General features: G+C 56.1%; 17 protein-coding genes and 4 pseudogenes. 17 read left to right on the top strand and 4 right to left on the bottom strand.

What is annotated here, in order from left to right; all coding sequences use genetic code 11:
• Positions 1-291, top strand: a pseudogene (locus tag ACLJRH_RS24380) (conjugal transfer protein TraD); the annotation flags it as partial.
• Between the two features lie 8 nt (positions 292-299).
• Here ACLJRH_RS24380 and vapC read toward each other — a convergent pair.
• Together vapC and vapB are read right to left on the bottom strand one after the other, a co-directional pair.
• A complete protein-coding gene (vapC, locus tag ACLJRH_RS24375; protein ID WP_410958181.1) occupies positions 300-698 on the bottom strand; it encodes a type II toxin-antitoxin system tRNA(fMet)-specific endonuclease VapC in 399 nt (132 codons plus the stop codon).
• A complete protein-coding gene (gene vapB / locus ACLJRH_RS24370) occupies positions 698-925 on the bottom strand; it encodes a toxin-antitoxin system antitoxin VapB (RefSeq protein ID WP_410958225.1) in 228 nt (75 codons plus the stop codon). The genes vapC and vapB overlap by 1 nt, the downstream gene beginning before the upstream one ends.
• A gap of 81 nt (positions 926-1,006) precedes the next feature.
• Between vapB and traI the strand changes: the two genes are divergently transcribed.
• Genes traI through ACLJRH_RS24355 form a run of 3 tightly spaced genes read left to right on the top strand, consistent with a single transcriptional unit; the run spans position 1,007 to position 7,652 of the window.
• Positions 1,007-6,274 carry a conjugative transfer relaxase/helicase TraI gene (gene traI, locus ACLJRH_RS24365; RefSeq protein ID WP_410958180.1) on the top strand — a complete coding sequence of 1,756 codons (5,268 nt, stop codon included), beginning with the start codon at positions 1,007-1,009 and terminating at the stop codon, positions 6,272-6,274.
• Between the two features lie 19 nt (positions 6,275-6,293).
• On the top strand, positions 6,294-7,034 hold the full coding sequence (gene traX, locus ACLJRH_RS24360; protein WP_410958179.1) for a conjugal transfer pilus acetylase TraX: 741 nt from the start codon (positions 6,294-6,296) through the stop codon (positions 7,032-7,034).
• Positions 7,035-7,088: 54 nt separating this feature from the next.
• Positions 7,089-7,652 (top strand): fertility inhibition protein FinO, encoded by a 564-nt coding sequence (locus ACLJRH_RS24355; RefSeq protein ID WP_410958178.1) that lies wholly within the window; start codon positions 7,089-7,091, stop codon positions 7,650-7,652.
• A 266-nt stretch (positions 7,653-7,918) separates the two neighbouring features.
• On the opposite strand, the gene ACLJRH_RS24350 is transcribed toward ACLJRH_RS24355, so the two are convergent.
• On the bottom strand, positions 7,919-8,143 hold the full coding sequence (locus ACLJRH_RS24350; protein ID WP_410958177.1) for a hypothetical protein: 225 nt from the start codon (positions 8,141-8,143) through the stop codon (positions 7,919-7,921).
• A gap of 199 nt (positions 8,144-8,342) precedes the next feature.
• Between ACLJRH_RS24350 and ACLJRH_RS24345 the strand changes: the two genes are divergently transcribed.
• The 10 genes and pseudogenes from ACLJRH_RS24345 (at position 8,343) to ACLJRH_RS24300 (ending at position 12,802) form a co-directional block, all read left to right on the top strand.
• Positions 8,343-8,609 (top strand): hypothetical protein, encoded by a 267-nt coding sequence (locus tag ACLJRH_RS24345; RefSeq protein ID WP_410958176.1) that lies wholly within the window; start codon positions 8,343-8,345, stop codon positions 8,607-8,609.
• Positions 8,610-8,760: 151 nt separating this feature from the next.
• Complete coding sequence (gene hha / locus ACLJRH_RS24340) at positions 8,761-8,967, top strand: hemolysin expression modulator Hha (protein WP_000838014.1); 207 nt, start codon at positions 8,761-8,763, stop codon at positions 8,965-8,967.
• A 107-nt stretch (positions 8,968-9,074) separates the two neighbouring features.
• On the top strand, positions 9,075-9,293 hold the full coding sequence (locus ACLJRH_RS24335; RefSeq protein WP_410958175.1) for a YdcH family protein: 219 nt from the start codon (positions 9,075-9,077) through the stop codon (positions 9,291-9,293).
• Positions 9,294-9,302: 9 nt separating this feature from the next.
• Complete coding sequence (locus ACLJRH_RS24330) at positions 9,303-9,452, top strand: hypothetical protein (protein WP_410958174.1); 150 nt, start codon at positions 9,303-9,305, stop codon at positions 9,450-9,452.
• Between the two features lie 141 nt (positions 9,453-9,593).
• Positions 9,594-9,803 (top strand): annotated as a pseudogene (locus ACLJRH_RS24325) (DsbA family protein); the annotation flags it as partial.
• A 27-nt stretch (positions 9,804-9,830) separates the two neighbouring features.
• A pseudogene (locus ACLJRH_RS24320) lies at positions 9,831-10,292 on the top strand (thioredoxin domain-containing protein); the annotation flags it as partial.
• Between the two features lie 285 nt (positions 10,293-10,577).
• Positions 10,578-10,784 carry a hypothetical protein gene (locus ACLJRH_RS24315; protein ID WP_410958173.1) on the top strand — a complete coding sequence of 69 codons (207 nt, stop codon included), beginning with the start codon at positions 10,578-10,580 and terminating at the stop codon, positions 10,782-10,784.
• Positions 10,785-11,012: 228 nt separating this feature from the next.
• On the top strand, positions 11,013-11,726 hold the full coding sequence (locus ACLJRH_RS24310) for a hypothetical protein (RefSeq protein ID WP_410958172.1): 714 nt from the start codon (positions 11,013-11,015) through the stop codon (positions 11,724-11,726).
• A 120-nt stretch (positions 11,727-11,846) separates the two neighbouring features.
• A complete protein-coding gene (locus tag ACLJRH_RS24305; protein WP_410958224.1) occupies positions 11,847-12,401 on the top strand; it encodes a phospholipase D family protein in 555 nt (184 codons plus the stop codon).
• 137 nt (positions 12,402-12,538) lie between these two features.
• The gene (locus ACLJRH_RS24300) at positions 12,539-12,802 is read left to right on the top strand and encodes a replication regulatory protein RepA (protein ID WP_410958171.1); all 264 of its coding nucleotides are present in this window, start codon (positions 12,539-12,541) and stop codon (positions 12,800-12,802) included.
• Positions 12,803-12,853: 51 nt separating this feature from the next.
• On the opposite strand, the pseudogene ACLJRH_RS24295 reads toward ACLJRH_RS24300, so the two are convergent.
• Positions 12,854-12,978 (bottom strand): annotated as a pseudogene (locus tag ACLJRH_RS24295) (replication protein RepA).
• A 49-nt stretch (positions 12,979-13,027) separates the two neighbouring features.
• On the opposite strand from ACLJRH_RS24295, the gene tap reads away from it, so the two are divergent.
• The 3 genes from tap (at position 13,028) to ACLJRH_RS24280 (ending at position 15,471) form a co-directional block, all read left to right on the top strand.
• Complete coding sequence (tap, locus tag ACLJRH_RS24290; RefSeq protein ID WP_071786570.1) at positions 13,028-13,102, top strand: RepA leader peptide Tap; 75 nt, start codon at positions 13,028-13,030, stop codon at positions 13,100-13,102.
• Positions 13,095-13,964 carry a plasmid replication initiator RepA gene (gene repA / locus ACLJRH_RS24285; protein ID WP_031609882.1) on the top strand — a complete coding sequence of 290 codons (870 nt, stop codon included), beginning with the start codon at positions 13,095-13,097 and terminating at the stop codon, positions 13,962-13,964. The genes tap and repA overlap by 8 nt, the downstream gene beginning before the upstream one ends.
• Before the next feature lie 883 nt (positions 13,965-14,847).
• On the top strand, positions 14,848-15,471 hold the full coding sequence (locus tag ACLJRH_RS24280) for a ProQ/FINO family protein (protein ID WP_410958170.1): 624 nt from the start codon (positions 14,848-14,850) through the stop codon (positions 15,469-15,471).
• Positions 15,472-15,597 lie beyond the last annotated feature (126 nt).

Here is a 15,597-nt window from a genome sequence, read left to right as displayed (position 1 = left end):
CCACAGCCCACGGTTGTCAGCGATAAAAAATCAGCAGCGGCGGGTACCGCCGTGAATACGCCTGCAGGCGGTGTCGGACAGGAACTGAAAATGAAGCAGGAAGACGAAGAGCAGCCGCTGCCCCCCGGCATTAATGCGTCCGGTGAGGTGGTGGACACGGCGGCGTATGAGCGCTGGCGGCAGGAGCAGGAGGTGAATACTCAGCAGCAGATGCAACGGCGGGAGGAAGTGAATATCAACGTTCACAGTGATCGCGGAGAGGATGAACCGGAGCCGGGAGATGATTTCTGATGGCGGTATCAGCTCCAGTCATCAGTTCTCAGTCCACCCACTCGTTCAAACTCCCGGGTGTTGTTCGTGACAACAATCAGTCCCCGGCTGCGTGCGTGACCGGCAATCATCTGATCGAATGGCCCGACAGGGCGTCCCATACGGGCAAGCTCTGCTCTGATCTGCCCCGTATGGGTGGCGGCCGGCGCGTCATAATCCAGGACATCAAGTCGGGAAACAAAACCCTCAATCACAGCGAGATTTCGTTCGGGCATCTGGCTTTTTTCGGCACCGTAAATCAGCTCCATCAGGGTGACCGAGCTGATACACATTCTCCCCTGGTTCAGGTTAAAACGTTCCCTGACGCTGGCGGGTTTGTTTTTTACCGTAAAGATACAGATATTGGTATCCAGCATGAACTTCAGCATCAGAAAGACTCCCGTTCCTGGGCGGAGGGTTGTTCCCGGTTATCCATAAAATCGGCGCTGACGTTGTTTCCGTCGAACCATTCATCCCACGATTCTCCGGTCGGTGTGATGATCCGGGTTCGCCCGACAGCGATAACTTCCACACGTTTTACATGCTCCGGCAATGCCACTGCTTTTGGCAGCCTGACCGCCTGGCTACGGTTACTGAGAAATACGCTGGTTTCCATCATGTGCCTCCTTACAGGGATATGTCTTACGTATATCCATTATGGTTTTTGTGATGGGATATGTCAAAGGGATATACATTTATGATGAGTATTGCGCAGGTTCGTTCAGCGGGGAGTGCCGCCGGTTATTACAGCGACAGGGATAACTATTACGTGCTGGGCAGTCTGGAGGAACGCTGGGCCGGAAAAGGCGTGGAGCAGCTGGGGCTGCAGGGCGCCGTCGATAAGGAGGTGTTCACCCGGGTACTGGAAGGCAGACTGCCCGACGGGGCTGATCTGAGCCGGCAGCAGGACGGCGGCAACAAACACCGCCCCGGCTATGATCTGACCTTCTCTGCACCCAAAAGTGTTTCCCTGATGGCCATGCTGGCAGGCGATAAACGCCTGACTGAGGCACACAACCAGGCGGTGGATATCGCTGTCCGTCAGGTGGAAGCGCTGGCCTCCACCAGGGTGATGACGGACGGGCAGTCAGAAACGGTGCTCACCGGTAATCTGGTGATGGCGCTGTTCAACCATGATACCAGTCGTGATCAGGAGCCGCAGCTGCATACCCATGCCGTGGTGGCCAACGTCACGCTGCATGACGGGGAATGGAAGACCCTGAGCAGCGATAAGGTGGGAAAAACGGGATTTATCGAGAATGTCTATGCCAATCAGATTGCCTTCGGGAAGATTTACCGCGCGGTGCTGAAAGAGAAGGTTGAAGCACTGGGCTATGAAACGGAAGTGGTCGGTAAGCACGGTATGTGGGAGATGCCCGGTGTCCCGGTGGAGGCCTTTTCCAGCCGTTCGCAGACTATACGGGAAGCGGTAGGTGATGACGCGTCGCTGAAATCCCGGGATGTGGCGGCGCTGGATACGCGTAAATCCAAACAGCATGTCGATCCGGAAGTGAAAATGGCTGAGTGGATGCAGACCCTGAAAGATACCGGGTTTGATATCAGCGCATACCGTGAGGCTGCGGACAGGCGGGCGGAAATACAGGCAGCACAGCCTGTTCCGTCACAGGAGCAGCCGGATATTCAGCAGGCGATGACGCAGGCCATTGCCGGGTTAAGCGACCGGAAGGTTCAGTTTACGTATACCGACGTGCTGGCCAGAACGGTCGGGATGCTGCCGCCGGAAGCCGGCGTGATTGAGAAGGCCCGGGCCGGGATTGATGAGGCCATCAGCCGCGAACAGCTTATCCCCCTCGACCGGGAGAAAGGACTGTTCACCTCCGGTATTCATGTGCTCGATGAGCTGTCTGTCCGGGCACTCAGCAGCGATATCATGAAGCAGAACCGGGTGACCGTCCATCCGGAGAAGAGCGTGCCCCGCACGGAAAGTTACAGCGACGCGGTGAGTGTCCTGGCTCAGGATCGCCCGTCACTGGCCATTATCAGTGGTCAGGGCGGTGCTGCCGGTCAGCGGGAGCGGGTGGCGGAGCTGACGATGATGGCCCGGGAGCAGGGGCGTGAGGTGCAGATTATTGCCGCCGACCGCCGTTCGCAGACAAACCTGAAGCAGGATGAACGTCTGTCCGGTGAGCTGATAACCGGGCGTAGTCAGTTGCAGGAGGGCATGACATTTTCCCCGGGCAGTACCGTTATTGTCGACCAGGGCGAAAAGCTGTCCCTGAAGGAGACGCTGACCCTGCTGGATGGCGCGGCGCGTCATAACGTCCAGGTGCTCATTACCGACAGCGGTCAGCGCACCGGTACCGGCAGCGCGCTGATGGCCATGAAGGAGGCCGGCGTGAACAGTTACCGCTGGCAGGGCGGGCAGCAGACCCCGGCGACCGTTATCAGCGAGCCGGACCGGAATGTCCGCTATGCCCGGCTGGCCGGGGATTTTGTGGCCGCGGTGAAAGCCGGGGAAGAGAGCGTGGCGCAGGTCAGCGGCGTGCGTGAGCAGGACATACTGGCGGGGATGATACGCAGTGAGCTGAAGACGCAGGGGATACTCGGGCAGCAGGACACCATGATGACCGCCCTGTCGCCGGTCTGGCTGGACAGCCGGAACCGTTACCTGCGCGATATGTACCGTGAAGGGATGGTGATGGAGCAGTGGAACCCGGAGAAACGGTCCCATGACCGGTATGTGATTGACCGGGTGACCGCACAAAGTCACAGTCTGACCCTGCGGGATGCGCAGGGAGAGACGCAGATGGTGCGGATTTCAGCCCTGGACAGCAGCTGGTCACTCTTCCGGCCGGAGAAGATGCCGGTGGCAGACGGCGAGCGTCTTATGGTGACGGGAAAAATTCCCGGGCTTCGCGTCTCCGGCGGCGACCGGCTGCAGGTATCAGCGGTGAACGATGGCATGATGACGGTCATCGTTCCGGGACGGGCTGAGCCGGCTTCCCTGCAGGTGGGGGATTCCCCGTTCACGGCGCTGAAGCTGGAAAACGGCTGGGTGGAAACACCCGGACATTCCGTCAGTGACAGTGCGAAAGTTTTTGCTTCCGTCACACAGATGGCGATGGACAACGCCACCCTGAACGGTCTGGCCCGCAGCGGCCGGGATGTCCGGCTGTATTCCTCACTGGATGAGACCCGCACTGCTGAAAAACTCTCCCGTCACCCGTCTTTTACGGTCGTTTCTGAGCAGATAAAGGCGCGTGCCGGTGAGGTATCGCTGGAAACCGCCATCAGCCGCCAGAAAGCCGGGCTGCACACGCCGGCACAGCAGGCCATTCACCTTGCCCTTCCGGTGGTGGAAAGTAAAAACCTGGCATTCAGTCAGGTGGACCTGCTGACGGAGGCGAAGTCGTTTGCTGCAGAGGGAACCGGTTTTGCTGACCTGGGACGGGAAATTGATGCGCAGATAAAACGGGGCGATTTACTGTATGTGGATGTGGCAAAAGGTTATGGCACAGACCTGCTGATTTCCCGTGCGTCGTATGACGCTGAAAAGAGTATTCTGCATCATATCCTTGAGGGCAAGGAGGCGGTCACGCCACTGATGGAGAGGGTACCCGGCGAACTCATGGAGACTCTGACATCCGGACAGCGTGCCGCCACCCGTATGATACTCGAAACGAAAGACCGTTTCACCGTGGTACAGGGTTATGCCGGGGTGGGCAAGACCACCCAGTTCCGGGCGGTGATGTCAGCGGTGAACCTGCTGCCGGAGAGTGAGCGTCCCCGCGTCGTGGGGCTGGGACCGACCCACAGGGCGGTCGGGGAGATGCGCAGTGCCGGCGTGGAAGCACAGACGCTGGCGTCCTTTCTGCACGACACGCAACTGCAGCAGCGCAGCGGTGAAACGCCGGATTTCAGCAACACGCTGTTCCTCCTTGATGAGAGTTCGATGGTGGGCAACACCGATATGGCGCGGGCATACGCCCTGATTGCGGCCGGTGGTGGTCGTGCCGTGGCGAGCGGTGACACGGACCAGCTGCAGGCCATCGCACCCGGCCAGCCTTTCCGCCTGCAGCAGACGCGCAGCGCGGCTGATGTGGCCATCATGAAGGAGATTGTACGCCAGACACCGGAACTGCGGGACGCCGTGTACAGCCTGATTAACCGGGATGTGAATAAGGCACTGTCCGGGCTTGAAAACGTGAAGCCGGTTCAGGTTCCCCGCCTGGAGGGGGCATGGGCGCCGGAAAACTCGGTGACGGAGTTCAGCCGTCTGCAGGAGCGGGAGCTGGCGAAAGCCGCACAGGAGGCGGAGAAAAAGGGCGAGGCCTTTCCGGATGTACCCGTGACGCTGTATGAGGCCATTGTCCGGGACTATACCGGCAGAACGCCGGAAGCCCGGGAGCAGACGCTGATTGTCACCCATCTGAATGCGGACCGCCGGACACTGAACAGTATGATCCATGATGTGCGGGAGAAAGCCGGAGAGCTGGGCAAACAGCAGGCAGATATCCCGGTGCTGACAACGGCGAACATCCGCGACGGCGAACTGCGACGCCTTTCCACCTGGGAGGCGCATCCGGGGGCGCTGGCCCTGGTGGACAGGGTGTATCACCGGATTGCCGGTATCAGTAAGGACGACGGGATGATTACCCTGGAGGATAAGGAGGGTAACACCCGGCTGATTTCTCCCCGGGAAGCTTCTGCGGAGGGCGTCACCCTGTATAAGCCGGAGACCATCCGGGTGGGCACCGGCGACCGGATGCGCTTCACGAAAAGCGACCCGGAGCGCGGGTATGTGGCCAACAGCGTCTGGACGGTGACGGCGGTTTCCGGTGACAGCGTCACGCTGTCAGACGGGAAACAGACCCGCGTGGTCCGTCCCGGGCAGGACAGGGCAGAGCAGCATATTGACCTGGCGTATGCCATCACGGCACACGGTGCGCAGGGGGCCAGTGAGACGTTTGCCATTGCGCTGGAGGGAACCGAAGGGGGCCGGAAACAGATGGCCGGTTTTGAGTCGGCATATGTGGCGCTGTCGCGTATGAAGCAGCATGTGCAGGTGTACACCGACGACCGTCAGGGCTGGGTTAAGGCCATCAACAGTGCGGAGCAAAAGGGCACGGCCCATGACGTGCTGGAGCCGAAATCAGAACGTGAGATTATGAACGCAGAGCGCCTGTTCAGCACCGCCCGGGCGTTGCGGGACGTGGCCGCCGGCCGTGCCGTGCTGCGCAACGCCGGACTGGCGCAGGGAGACAGCCGGGCGCGTTTTATTGCACCGGGGCGCAAATATCCGCAGCCGTATGTGGCGCTGCCGGCGTTTGACCGTAACGGTAAATCCGCCGGTATCTGGCTGAACCCGCTGACAACGGATGACGGTGCCGGGCTGCGGGGATTCAGCGGTGAAGGACGGGTGAAAGGCAGTGAGGATGCGCAGTTTGTGGCCCTGCAGGGCAGTCGTAACGGCGAAAGCCTGCTGGCAGCAGATATCCGGGAGGGCGTCCGGATTGCCCGGGAGAACCCTGACAGCGGCGTCGTGGTGCGAATTGCCGGTGACGGGCGTCCATGGAATCCCGGCGCCATGACCGGCGGCCGGGTGTGGGGCGATATTCCTGACAGCAGCGTGCAGCCCGGCGCGGGGAACGGGGAGCCGGTCACGGCAGAGATTCTGGCGCAGCGGCAGGCAGAAGAGGCAGTCCGCCGTGAAACAGAGCAGCGTGCCGCAGAGATTGTCCGTAAAATGGCTGAGGACAAACCTGACCTGCCGGAGGAGAAAACCGCGCAGGCGGTCAGGGAGATTGCCGGCCAGGAGCAGGACAGAACGCCCCTGTCTGAACGGGAAATCCCGCTGCCGGAGAGTGTGCTGCGCGAACCGGTACGGGAGCGGGAAGCCATCCGGGAGGTGGTGCGGGAAAACCGGGTGCAGGAGCGACTGCAGCAGATGGAGCAGGAGATGGTGCGTGACCTGCAGAAAGAGAGAACCCCGGGCGGGGACTGACACAGGAAGATAAATCACGATGACGATGGATAACACCACACGTAATGATTCACAGGGTGTCCGGCTGGATACCCGGCTGCAGCGACTGCTGGTCTGGTCGCCGGGACAGCGGGATATCATCAAAACCGTGGCGCTGCTGCTGATGGTGGCTGACCATATTAACCGTATCCTGAACCTGGACCAGACGTGGATGTTCCTGGCCGGGCGCGGGGCGTTTCCGTTGTTTGCCCTGGTGTGGGGGCTGAACCTGTCCCGCCATACGCATATCCGCCAGTCTGCGGTTAACCGGCTGTGGGGATGGGCGGTTATCGCCCAGGGCGGGTATTTTCTGGCGGGATTTCCGTGGTATGAAGGGAATATTCTGTTTGCCTTTGCGGTGGCCGCGCAGGCGCTGAAGTGGTGTGAGCAGCGCTGCCTGTTTCACTCTGCGGCCGCGCTGTTGCTGCTGACGGCGTGGATACCCCTGTCCGGAACCAGTTACGGCGTTGCCGGCGTGCTGGTGCTGGTCATCTGTTACCGGCTGTACCGGACCACAGATACTGAAGAGTATCTGGCGCTTGCGGCCTGCCTGGTGGTGGCAGTCCCCGCCCTGAATCTGGTCACCAGTGATGCTGCGGCGGTGGCAGGACTCCTGGTGACCGGACTGACGGTATGGCTGGTATCGCTGACAGGCAAATCACTGCCCCGGTTCTGGCCGGCTGATTTTTTCCCGGTATTCTACACCTGTCATCTGGCTGCCCTGGGCATTCTGGCACTGTAGCCGGGTGTGATATCTTTTATCCGGACAGGATGATGTGGTAAGGCAGGAATGACTATGACAGACCAGAAACGACCGGTACTGACGCTGAAGCGCAGGACGGAGGGCGACGCGCCCGTCCGCAGCCGGAAGACCATAATTAACGTCACCACGCCGCCGAAGTGGAAGGTGAAGAAGCAGAAACTGTCGGAGAAAGCGGCCCGGGAGGCGGAGCTGGCGGCGAAGAAAGCGCAGGCCGGACAGGAACTGGCAGTTTACCTGAAGCTGACGCCGCTGAATGAGGCCGTCAGTACCCTGAAGCCCTGGTGGCCGGGTCTGTTTGACGGCAACACCCCCCGTCTTTTCGCCTGTGGCGTGCGTGAGGCGCTGTTTGAGGATGCCGCCAGGCGCGGTATCCCGCTGTCACACAAAAAAATAATCCGTGCGCTGAAAGCGATTGCCCGTTCTGAAGCGTATCTCGGCGCGATGAAAGCCGGGGCCTGCCGGTATGACACGGAAGGGTACGTGACGGAGCATATTACGGTGGAGGAAGAACAGTACGCGCTGGCGCGGCTGGCAAAGGTCCGGGCGCAGAACGCCAGAAAAGCGGAACTCCGCGCGGTGCTGGCGCAGACGGTCTGAGCCGGAGGAACAGGGTATGATGAGTGAGCGGATGAAACAGGAAGGCCTCCTGCAGGGCGTGACGTCTGCCGCCCTCCGGTAGCACCAGAGCCGGGGACGTGAGGCACTCCGGCTGGAAATGGCGGGGGATTATGCTGCCGCCGCCCGTGCCTGGCAGCAGACCGCGAACCGGGCTCCCCGTCCGCAGTGGAGGCTGTTTGCCCGGGAAAGGGCGCGCCAGTGCCGGGGGAAAAAGACCATCATCCACCGGCAGGGAAACTGAGGTGTCAGCCTGTATCTTTATGTTCAGCCCCTGAACGACGAACGGTATCCGGCAGTCTGAGTACGCTGAAATATTTCACCTGTCGCGTCTGTTTGCTCACAGGGTTACGGACATAACGACCTTCCAGCCTGCAGAGGGTGCCGTCAGCACGACGCATAATGGCGTGGACAAGCAGCCGTGCGGTATGGATATGCAGGTCAAAATACCTGGCAATTTCGGCGGCAGTCACCGGCCGTTTTTTCCTGAAAACCCACAGGGCAATCCGGTCTTCCAGACGGGCTTTTTCTTTCGGAGTCAGTCGTCCGGTACTGATGGTTTTGCTCCCTTTCCGGTATGCTGATGTTTATTATGTCCCTGTCAGGCGACGTGTTTTATACAAAAACTATCATGTAACCTGTTGAACGGGACCACGCAAAGGAGGAAACGGTATGAGTCAGACCAAAAAATTATCATTACTGAGTGAATATGAACGTTTCGTTCTGACGTCACTGTACCGGCAGGCGACGGAAGAGAACGGGCATCCGCCGGATGCGCCGGAACGTAAACGTATCAGGGATGAATATATTGCCTCACTGGGGAAAGACATCCCGCAGACACGTCCTTACCGGAAGCATAAAAAACCGGGGAGTGATGACAGGACGTTTCACTGGCAGCCATGTGGCCCCATGCGAACAATCCGCAGGGCAGGAAAGTAATTATCCTGGCGGTGTGTGACCACAGAAGTGTAAAACAGTTTAAATAAACCGGAATTTATTTTAACCGGGCTGTTATTCCACCCTGTGACAGGGTATAAATTAACCTGGTTGTTATTGATATAAATAAGCATATACGGATAAAAGGACAACAATGAAAAGTAAATATGACTGGCTGTTTCAGCTGAGGAAATGCAGTAATAAAGAAACCCTGGAGAGAGTGGCTGAATCTAACCGTTATAAACTGTCAGATGATGAGCTGGAAATGTTCAACTCTGCGGCAGACCATCGTCTGGCTGAGCTGACGATGAACCGTCTGTATGACAAAGTACCTGCCAGTGTGTGGCAGTTCGTCAGGTAGTGAGCGTGCCACGGTAATATTCCGGTACATAATATCCTGCCCGGACGCTTTACATTTTCCCTGTGCCTGTATTAAAGAGGAGATAATGTTACCACTGTGGAGGGGCTATGTTTCCGGAATACAGAACGCTGATATCACGCCTGAAAAATGAGGATGCACATTTTGCAGGGCTTTTTCATAAACACAATGCGCTGGATGCTGAAATAAAACAGCGGGAAATGATATCCGGCTTCGCGGATGCCGGAACGGAGATGCTGAAAAAAAAGAAACTGTATATTAAGGATGAGCTGTACCGGATATTAAAATCGTATGACGCGGAAAAATGAGGTGACATTATGGTCAGTAACAGAAAAATGAAACAACGCCTGGGTATAAAAGGAAAAGTCAGCAACAGCCGTCGCAGCACGGCATTCAGCCAGGATATTCCCGGGGTTTTCCGGCTGGTCAGCACGGAGCGTGTTAAACAGAAAATCACCACAGAATGACCTGCTGACGGCAACCGGCGTATCCGTGCCTGAACACGGTTGATTCGGCATGGCTGCCTCCGTTACGCTCACCGGCATTCCTCAGTACGGTTTTTTCCCCTCAGACGGACGGAACCGGCAATCTTAACGGGAGAAAACCCCATGACATACCCCCGAATCACACTGTCAGCCCTGGCGGGGCTGGCGCTTTTATCCGGCCAGGTGATGGCCGCAGAGGCTCCCCTGTCCACAGACGGGCACACCGGCGGGGTCTTCACCCCGGAGCAGGAAGCCCGTATCGGGCAGGTGGCGGCAGATTATCTGCTGGCGCATCCGGATATTCTGATACAGGTAAGCCAGAAGCTGCAGGCTCAGCAGCAGGACAAACAGATTAAGGCCATGACGGCGGCGGTCCTGGCGAACCAGGACGCACTGGTGAATGACAGGGACAATCCGTCATACGGGCCGGCAGATGCGAAGGTGGTGCTTGTGGAGCTGTTTGATTATCAGTGCGTCGTCTGTTCACAGGAAGCCCCTGAGCTGCAGGCCGTGATGAAAGCTAACCCGCAGGTCCGCTATGTGTTTAAGTCCTGGCCCATATTTGCGCAGCGGTGGGAGAACTCGCTGAAAGCCGCACAGAAGGGGCTGGAAATCTGGAAATCCGCGGGTGCGGATGCCTGGCTTGCGTATCACAACGGTATTTTTGCCACAGGCCATGATGAAGGCGCGCTCACCAGTGAAGATATCAGCAGCGTGGCCGCCGCTGCCCTGAAAGGGCATAAAATCGGGGGCGGAGACGTGAACACGAAGACCATTCTCGACAACAATAACCGGCTGGCGCAGCAACTGAAATTGCAGGGGACTCCGGCGCTGATAGTGATGCCGGTTAAGGGGGCCACGGAGAAGAACGTGACGGTGATACCGGGCGGAGCGGGGCAGGAGACCCTGCTGAAGGCCATTGATAAAGCCGCCGGAAAGCCACAGGAATGATGTCGTTTTTATCGGTGCAGCCCCGGAACAGAAAATCCCCGGTCACCAGATGACCGGGGCAACTCAGCCTCCGGCGTGTAAACCGCGCAGACGCGGGCCGGCATCCGGTGATACACCCGCCACCCTCACGTTAGTGGCAAGAGGAATAGTAACAGCATGAAAAAGTTAACAAATTATGAAAAAGGTATATTGACTGCGTGCGCTATCCTGCAGAAGATACACGGGCAAACGCATGCAGCAGGAGACGTCACAAAGGAAATGGAACTAACTCATGCCAACTGCGCAGATTTGAATAACAGCATCAGAATGAATCTTAAAATCATCCAGGAACAAGAAGATTTGAACCTTGCAGTCCTTGATTGATGAGGGTTTCGTTTGTCCAATAAATCAAAATAATATGGACAGCGAAAAACGCGCCTTAAACTGTGTGTTTTTAATGGATAAATGCCACTTATCGGATACTACGGTCTGTTAATTGATTTTTTCAGACAATTTTTTTCGCTTAACGTGAGTTTGCGCTCCACGGAACATATTAATTAATAACTTAATTATATTTTATATCCTCCGCATCAGAGAAAGAGAATAAAGGATATGTTTTTACCGGATTATAATAATATCAGTAAGCGGCTGATTAAAGCTGTTATTCCTGATTATGGACTGCACACGGACAGTATTCTTTTAACACGACGGGGAGAGGAAATAAAGAAAGTATTCAGTCTCCTGGGCTCCTGGCCGTCAATTACCCTCGCAGAAGCGGAGCTGTACCGTGATGACCTCAGCCAGCAGGATATTCGTATTGGCAGACTGACGATGCCGGATTTTTTAACGCTGCTTTTTGACCCGTACAGCCGCTCAGAATGGGATGATTTTATTTTAGAACATGCTGACCGGGCAGGGAATAATTCCTGTCCGGAGAATGAATACCTGAATATTACCGGTGAGCGTACTCAGCCTGAGAGTCCTCTGTATGAACAACAGGATATACCGGAAGCGTGGCGGGATGTTATAGCAGAACGACAGCGCCAGATAAATATCGGCCGGACTCCGGAACATGATGATCAATACGAAAATGGTTTCCTGGCTTTGGCAGCAGCCTGTTATGCCCGTCAGGCCGGGATGTGGGGTACAGACTGGTCGGTTTATTACCGGGATGCTGTTGTGCCGGACAGCTGGCCGTGGGCGCGTGAATACTGGAAACCATTCAGCCCGCGTCGTGACCTGGAGAAAGCGGCCGCGCTGATTCTGGCTGAGATGGAGCGTCACGATCGCGCCACCGCCAGGAAAGCTAATAACAATTTATCCTGACGCCTCCGCCGCTGGCGTCGTTGTCCAACCCCGGCAATCGGGGAAAATCGAGTTTCCCCCGATTCCGGCGTTTCTGAAGTAATAACACCACTAATCCAGTCAGTTAATATGAGGTACATGATGAGACTCTACCGACTCAGGAAAGGTCACCGGCTGACGCTGGTCACACTGACGTGTTTATCCCTGCTGGGCTCCCTGCCAGCCATTGCAGCACCGTCCGTTCAGGCCGGTTTTTCACCGGAGGGCAGCGCGGAGCAACTGGTTCTTAAGACCATTGAGACTGCGCAGCATAATATCCGGCTGATGGGGTATTCCTTCACCTCTCCGGAGGTGGTCAGGGCCTTGATCAGTGCAAAACGTCGTGGCGTGGATGTGAAAGTGGTCCTCGATGAGAAGGGGAACCGGGGAAAGGCCAGTGTGGCCGCGATGAACCTGCTGGTAAACGCGGGCATTCCTATGCGTACCGTCAGTAAATTTAAAATTTTGCACGATAAAATTATCGTTTCGGATAAAAACACTGTGGAAACAGGTTCTTATAATTTCAGTCAATCTGCGGCGCGATCGAATTCAGAAAACGCGCTGGTTATCAAGGATGTACCGGAACTGGCCAGAACGTACCTTAAGCACTGGCAGTCCCGCTGGGATATGGGTAAAGACTGGCGGTCAACATACTGATCCCCGCACTCAAAAAACGATCGTTACGTGGTTTGTGCGCCAACATAAACCACGGTTGCAATTCTCAAGTCGCTGATTTGGAAAAAGTGTAGTATTCTCTGCCAGACGATCCAGGTTTGATCCCTGAGGAGGCGGAGATGTCGCAGCAGGTTGGAAATGCAGTAACTTCCTCATCGAAAGATATGCGTTCCCATCGTAAAGGAAGCCCAATGTCGGCCTCTGAAAAACAAATGGCCGCAGTCGCAAGAAAGCGCATCACGCATAAAGAAATAAAAGTATTTGTCCGTAATCCACTGAAAGATATCATGATTGAGTTATGCAACAGTGACGGGGTTACACAGGCTCAGTTTGTTGAAAAATTGCTTGAAAATGAGTTAAAGGCTCGTGGATTGCTTAAGTAAAGACTTTACTTTGACCTGAAGCGTGCTAGATTACTGATCGTTTTAACGAATTCATGGTCGGTCACGCCATAAGGTGGCAGGAAACTGGTTCTGATGAGGTGTCTACCCGGGGCCAGAAAAACAAAAACCCCGATAATCTTTCTATTCTTGGCGGGACAGAAGATTAACGGGGGCAAATCTAAAACTGCATAGAAAGCTGTTGCTCTATGCAGGGAGTATAGTTTTATGCTCAGAAAACTGCAATACCTTCTGTGCTCATTACTCCACCGGCGCAACATAAGCGCAGGGTGGAGTGGCTAGCAGCACTCACAATATCTCCTCCGGATACGTGCAGGTCATCAACCCGTACCCTCAGTTTGTTGAACCTGCAGACAAAAAGACGCTTCCCTTCTGTCGTAAACTGATGGAAAAAGCGGCCGGTTTCACGACGCGTTTTCACTTTGAACTGTGTGTGGCATTTTCCCGCTCCACGGGACGGCGTAAGCGCCGGCCCCCTGAACTGCGCTGTCGTGCAATAGACGCCCTGCTGCAGGCGATGTGTTTCCATTACGACCCGCTGGCCGGGGAAACGGGACGCGTCCAGCGTTCGGTCACTAACCTGGCAATAGAGAGCGGACTGGCGACGGAATCAGAGAAGGGCAACCTGTCAATCACGCGTGTTACCCGGACGCTGGAGTCCCTGGACAGGGAATTCGGTCTGGTTATCTATGATACCGAGTTCGACCCGGAGATTGGCTGTAACGTGCCGTCGAATATCCAGTTCACGCCGGCCCTGTTTGAGGCGCTGGAAATCTCTCCGGAAGCGCTGGCGGCTGTGCGTGAGAGCCGTGCTGAGTGGAAAAACAGACAGCGTGAAAAACATGGCCAGCCGCGTCTCGACCTCATCGAGCTGGCCAGCCAGGCATTCAGCTATGTGCGGGACGGATTCCGGGCGTATCACCGGGAACGGCGTCTGCACGGGCTGAAGCGTGCCCGGGCGAAGCGTGATGCGGTCCGCAGCCGTAAGGAAATCGAAGCCCTGGTGAAGCGTGAGCTGACCCGGGAAATTGCAAACGGACTGTTCCCTGCCGACAGGGACGCTGTCTTCAGGGAGGTTGAGCGTCGTACCGCCGAGCGTACGATAATGTCCAGGGGTAATTACACCCGTCTTGTTCCCGCCTGATTCACATTTCAGTTCTCCGGCCGTCGCCGGAGGGTTCCGCACGTCCGCAGAAAATAACTGCGCAAGTAATGACCAGATGTGGCCATTCCGGCCCGGATTCATCCCTGAACGGCAATAATCCGGAACGCGAGCGCTGACCGGAAAACGTGAGATATCGCACAATTTTCATCCGTTTATGAGTTATCCACACTAAACTGCAAGGGATTACGTCTGTTAACCGACATCCGAAACCGACAATAAGTGCATTACGATTCCGCTACAGACTGCAACGATCCTTTTAAACCCCTGTACGATCTCTCAGTTAAACAACAGTATTTATCTCTTTTAAAAATATAACCTGTTCGCCGCCTGCCCTGTGGACAGGCTAAAAATGCCCGCCCTTGCAGCGGACTCTCGTCCGCGCCGGTACGGAAACAACATAAGTACCTCCCACCGCCAAAGGCGGCGGGCACCTACAGAAGAACACTGATTAGTTACAACATCCAAAATAAAAACCACCGGAACCAACACAAACCCGACCATACGGCTCCCACCCACCACTGAAAAGCGCCCCCGCCCCGGCCCTAAGGGCCGGAATGGAGTCGCTTTTAATGATGAATGATGTAACTAAACTTCTCAGTGGCTTTCAGTCCCCTCTGGCTTTGCAGGGCGATGGCCCACTGCGTGAACCATCACCCCGCCAGAAGGGTATTTTATGTGCAGTTGTCAACCACTGAATCGGAACCCACGCCGCAGGCGCGGGACCCCGCGATTCAGCAGTTGACAAATCCGGCCCCTGTGACGAATGTAAGTAAATATTCTGTGTTTTTTCTTCGTTTTTATACCGGAGAAAAAGAAATTATGTTATAATTTCATAGTGTTAAGTTGATTTTGCGGGGGCGGTATGACGGCAGGTACGGTTAAAAAATCACCGGTCATTGTGGTGAAGAAAAAACGGCAGTTTACTCTCTCTCCTGTCACGGAAAACATACCCGCTGCACCGGACAGGGGAAAAATTCCCTCATCCGTCAGTGAGTCCCCTGCTGTCAGTCAGCAGCCACAGACTCACCCCTCCGGACTGACAAAAAAACAGCGTAAGTTACTCCGCTACAAACAAAGGCAGCGTGAGCTCCGCCGTGACAATCTCCGCAACGGACGGCAGAAGCTCCCGCTTTTCCGTCAGGTTTTTCCTCTCCTCTGGCCTGAAGACGACGCTTTCCGACTCATGAAAGTCGGTATCTTCCGCGACGCTGAAAAATTTGTTAACGCTGACCCTGACTGCGGTCTCTCCGTTCATGACTGCCGCTGCGTTTTTACATGGGTTTCTCAGCGACTGTCTTACCTCAGGCTCTTCACTCCCGGCGCCATTCGTTACGACCTCTGCGGACAACCCGCCGGCACCGTCTCTGACGCTGATATCCTCAGCGCTCAGCAGGCCTGTGAACGCATTCTCCGTTTTCAGCAACAAAAGGCTGAAAAAGCACAACAGAACGCCGCTTCCGGGGACTGTAGTGAGAAAAATGACTGAGATGTTCTGTCATTACTGCGGTATGCGTCTGACCGGGTCCCGTTACGGACGGAACATTTACTTCTGAGGGACTCACCATGAGCGAACTGGCCGGTCTTCACCCGCAAATCAGTGAGCTTGATGAGT

It is taken from the genome of Salmonella sp. SAL04162 (assembly GCF_046551535.1).
Lineage (GTDB): Bacteria > Pseudomonadota > Gammaproteobacteria > Enterobacterales > Enterobacteriaceae > Salmonella > Salmonella enterica.
This window is presented reverse-complemented; position numbering and strand designations above follow the sequence as displayed.

Bases quoted from the DNA above. Each gene is read 5' to 3' on its own strand.
- ACLJRH_RS24310 (WP_410958172.1), top strand. From the start codon at position 11,013: ATGTTTTTACCGGATTATAATAATATCAGTAAGCGGCTGATTAAAGCT.
- traI (WP_410958180.1), top strand. From the start codon at position 1,007: ATGATGAGTATTGCGCAGGTTCGTTCAGCGGGGAGTGCCGCCGGTTAT.
- ACLJRH_RS24330 (WP_410958174.1), top strand. From the start codon at position 9,303: ATGGTCAGTAACAGAAAAATGAAACAACGCCTGGGTATAAAAGGAAAA.
- ACLJRH_RS24355 (WP_410958178.1), top strand. From the start codon at position 7,089: ATGACAGACCAGAAACGACCGGTACTGACGCTGAAGCGCAGGACGGAG.
- ACLJRH_RS24345 (WP_410958176.1), top strand. From the start codon at position 8,343: ATGAGTCAGACCAAAAAATTATCATTACTGAGTGAATATGAACGTTTC.
- hha (WP_000838014.1), top strand. From the start codon at position 8,761: ATGAAAAGTAAATATGACTGGCTGTTTCAGCTGAGGAAATGCAGTAAT.
- vapB (WP_410958225.1), bottom strand. From the start codon at position 925: ATGGAAACCAGCGTATTTCTCAGTAACCGTAGCCAGGCGGTCAGGCTG.
- ACLJRH_RS24315 (WP_410958173.1), top strand. From the start codon at position 10,578: ATGAAAAAGTTAACAAATTATGAAAAAGGTATATTGACTGCGTGCGCT.
- ACLJRH_RS24280 (WP_410958170.1), top strand. From the start codon at position 14,848: ATGACGGCAGGTACGGTTAAAAAATCACCGGTCATTGTGGTGAAGAAA.
- traX (WP_410958179.1), top strand. From the start codon at position 6,294: ATGACGATGGATAACACCACACGTAATGATTCACAGGGTGTCCGGCTG.
- vapC (WP_410958181.1), bottom strand. From the start codon at position 698: ATGCTGAAGTTCATGCTGGATACCAATATCTGTATCTTTACGGTAAAA.
- ACLJRH_RS24305 (WP_410958224.1), top strand. From the start codon at position 11,847: ATGAGACTCTACCGACTCAGGAAAGGTCACCGGCTGACGCTGGTCACA.
- ACLJRH_RS24335 (WP_410958175.1), top strand. From the start codon at position 9,075: ATGTTTCCGGAATACAGAACGCTGATATCACGCCTGAAAAATGAGGAT.
- ACLJRH_RS24300 (WP_410958171.1), top strand. From the start codon at position 12,539: ATGTCGCAGCAGGTTGGAAATGCAGTAACTTCCTCATCGAAAGATATG.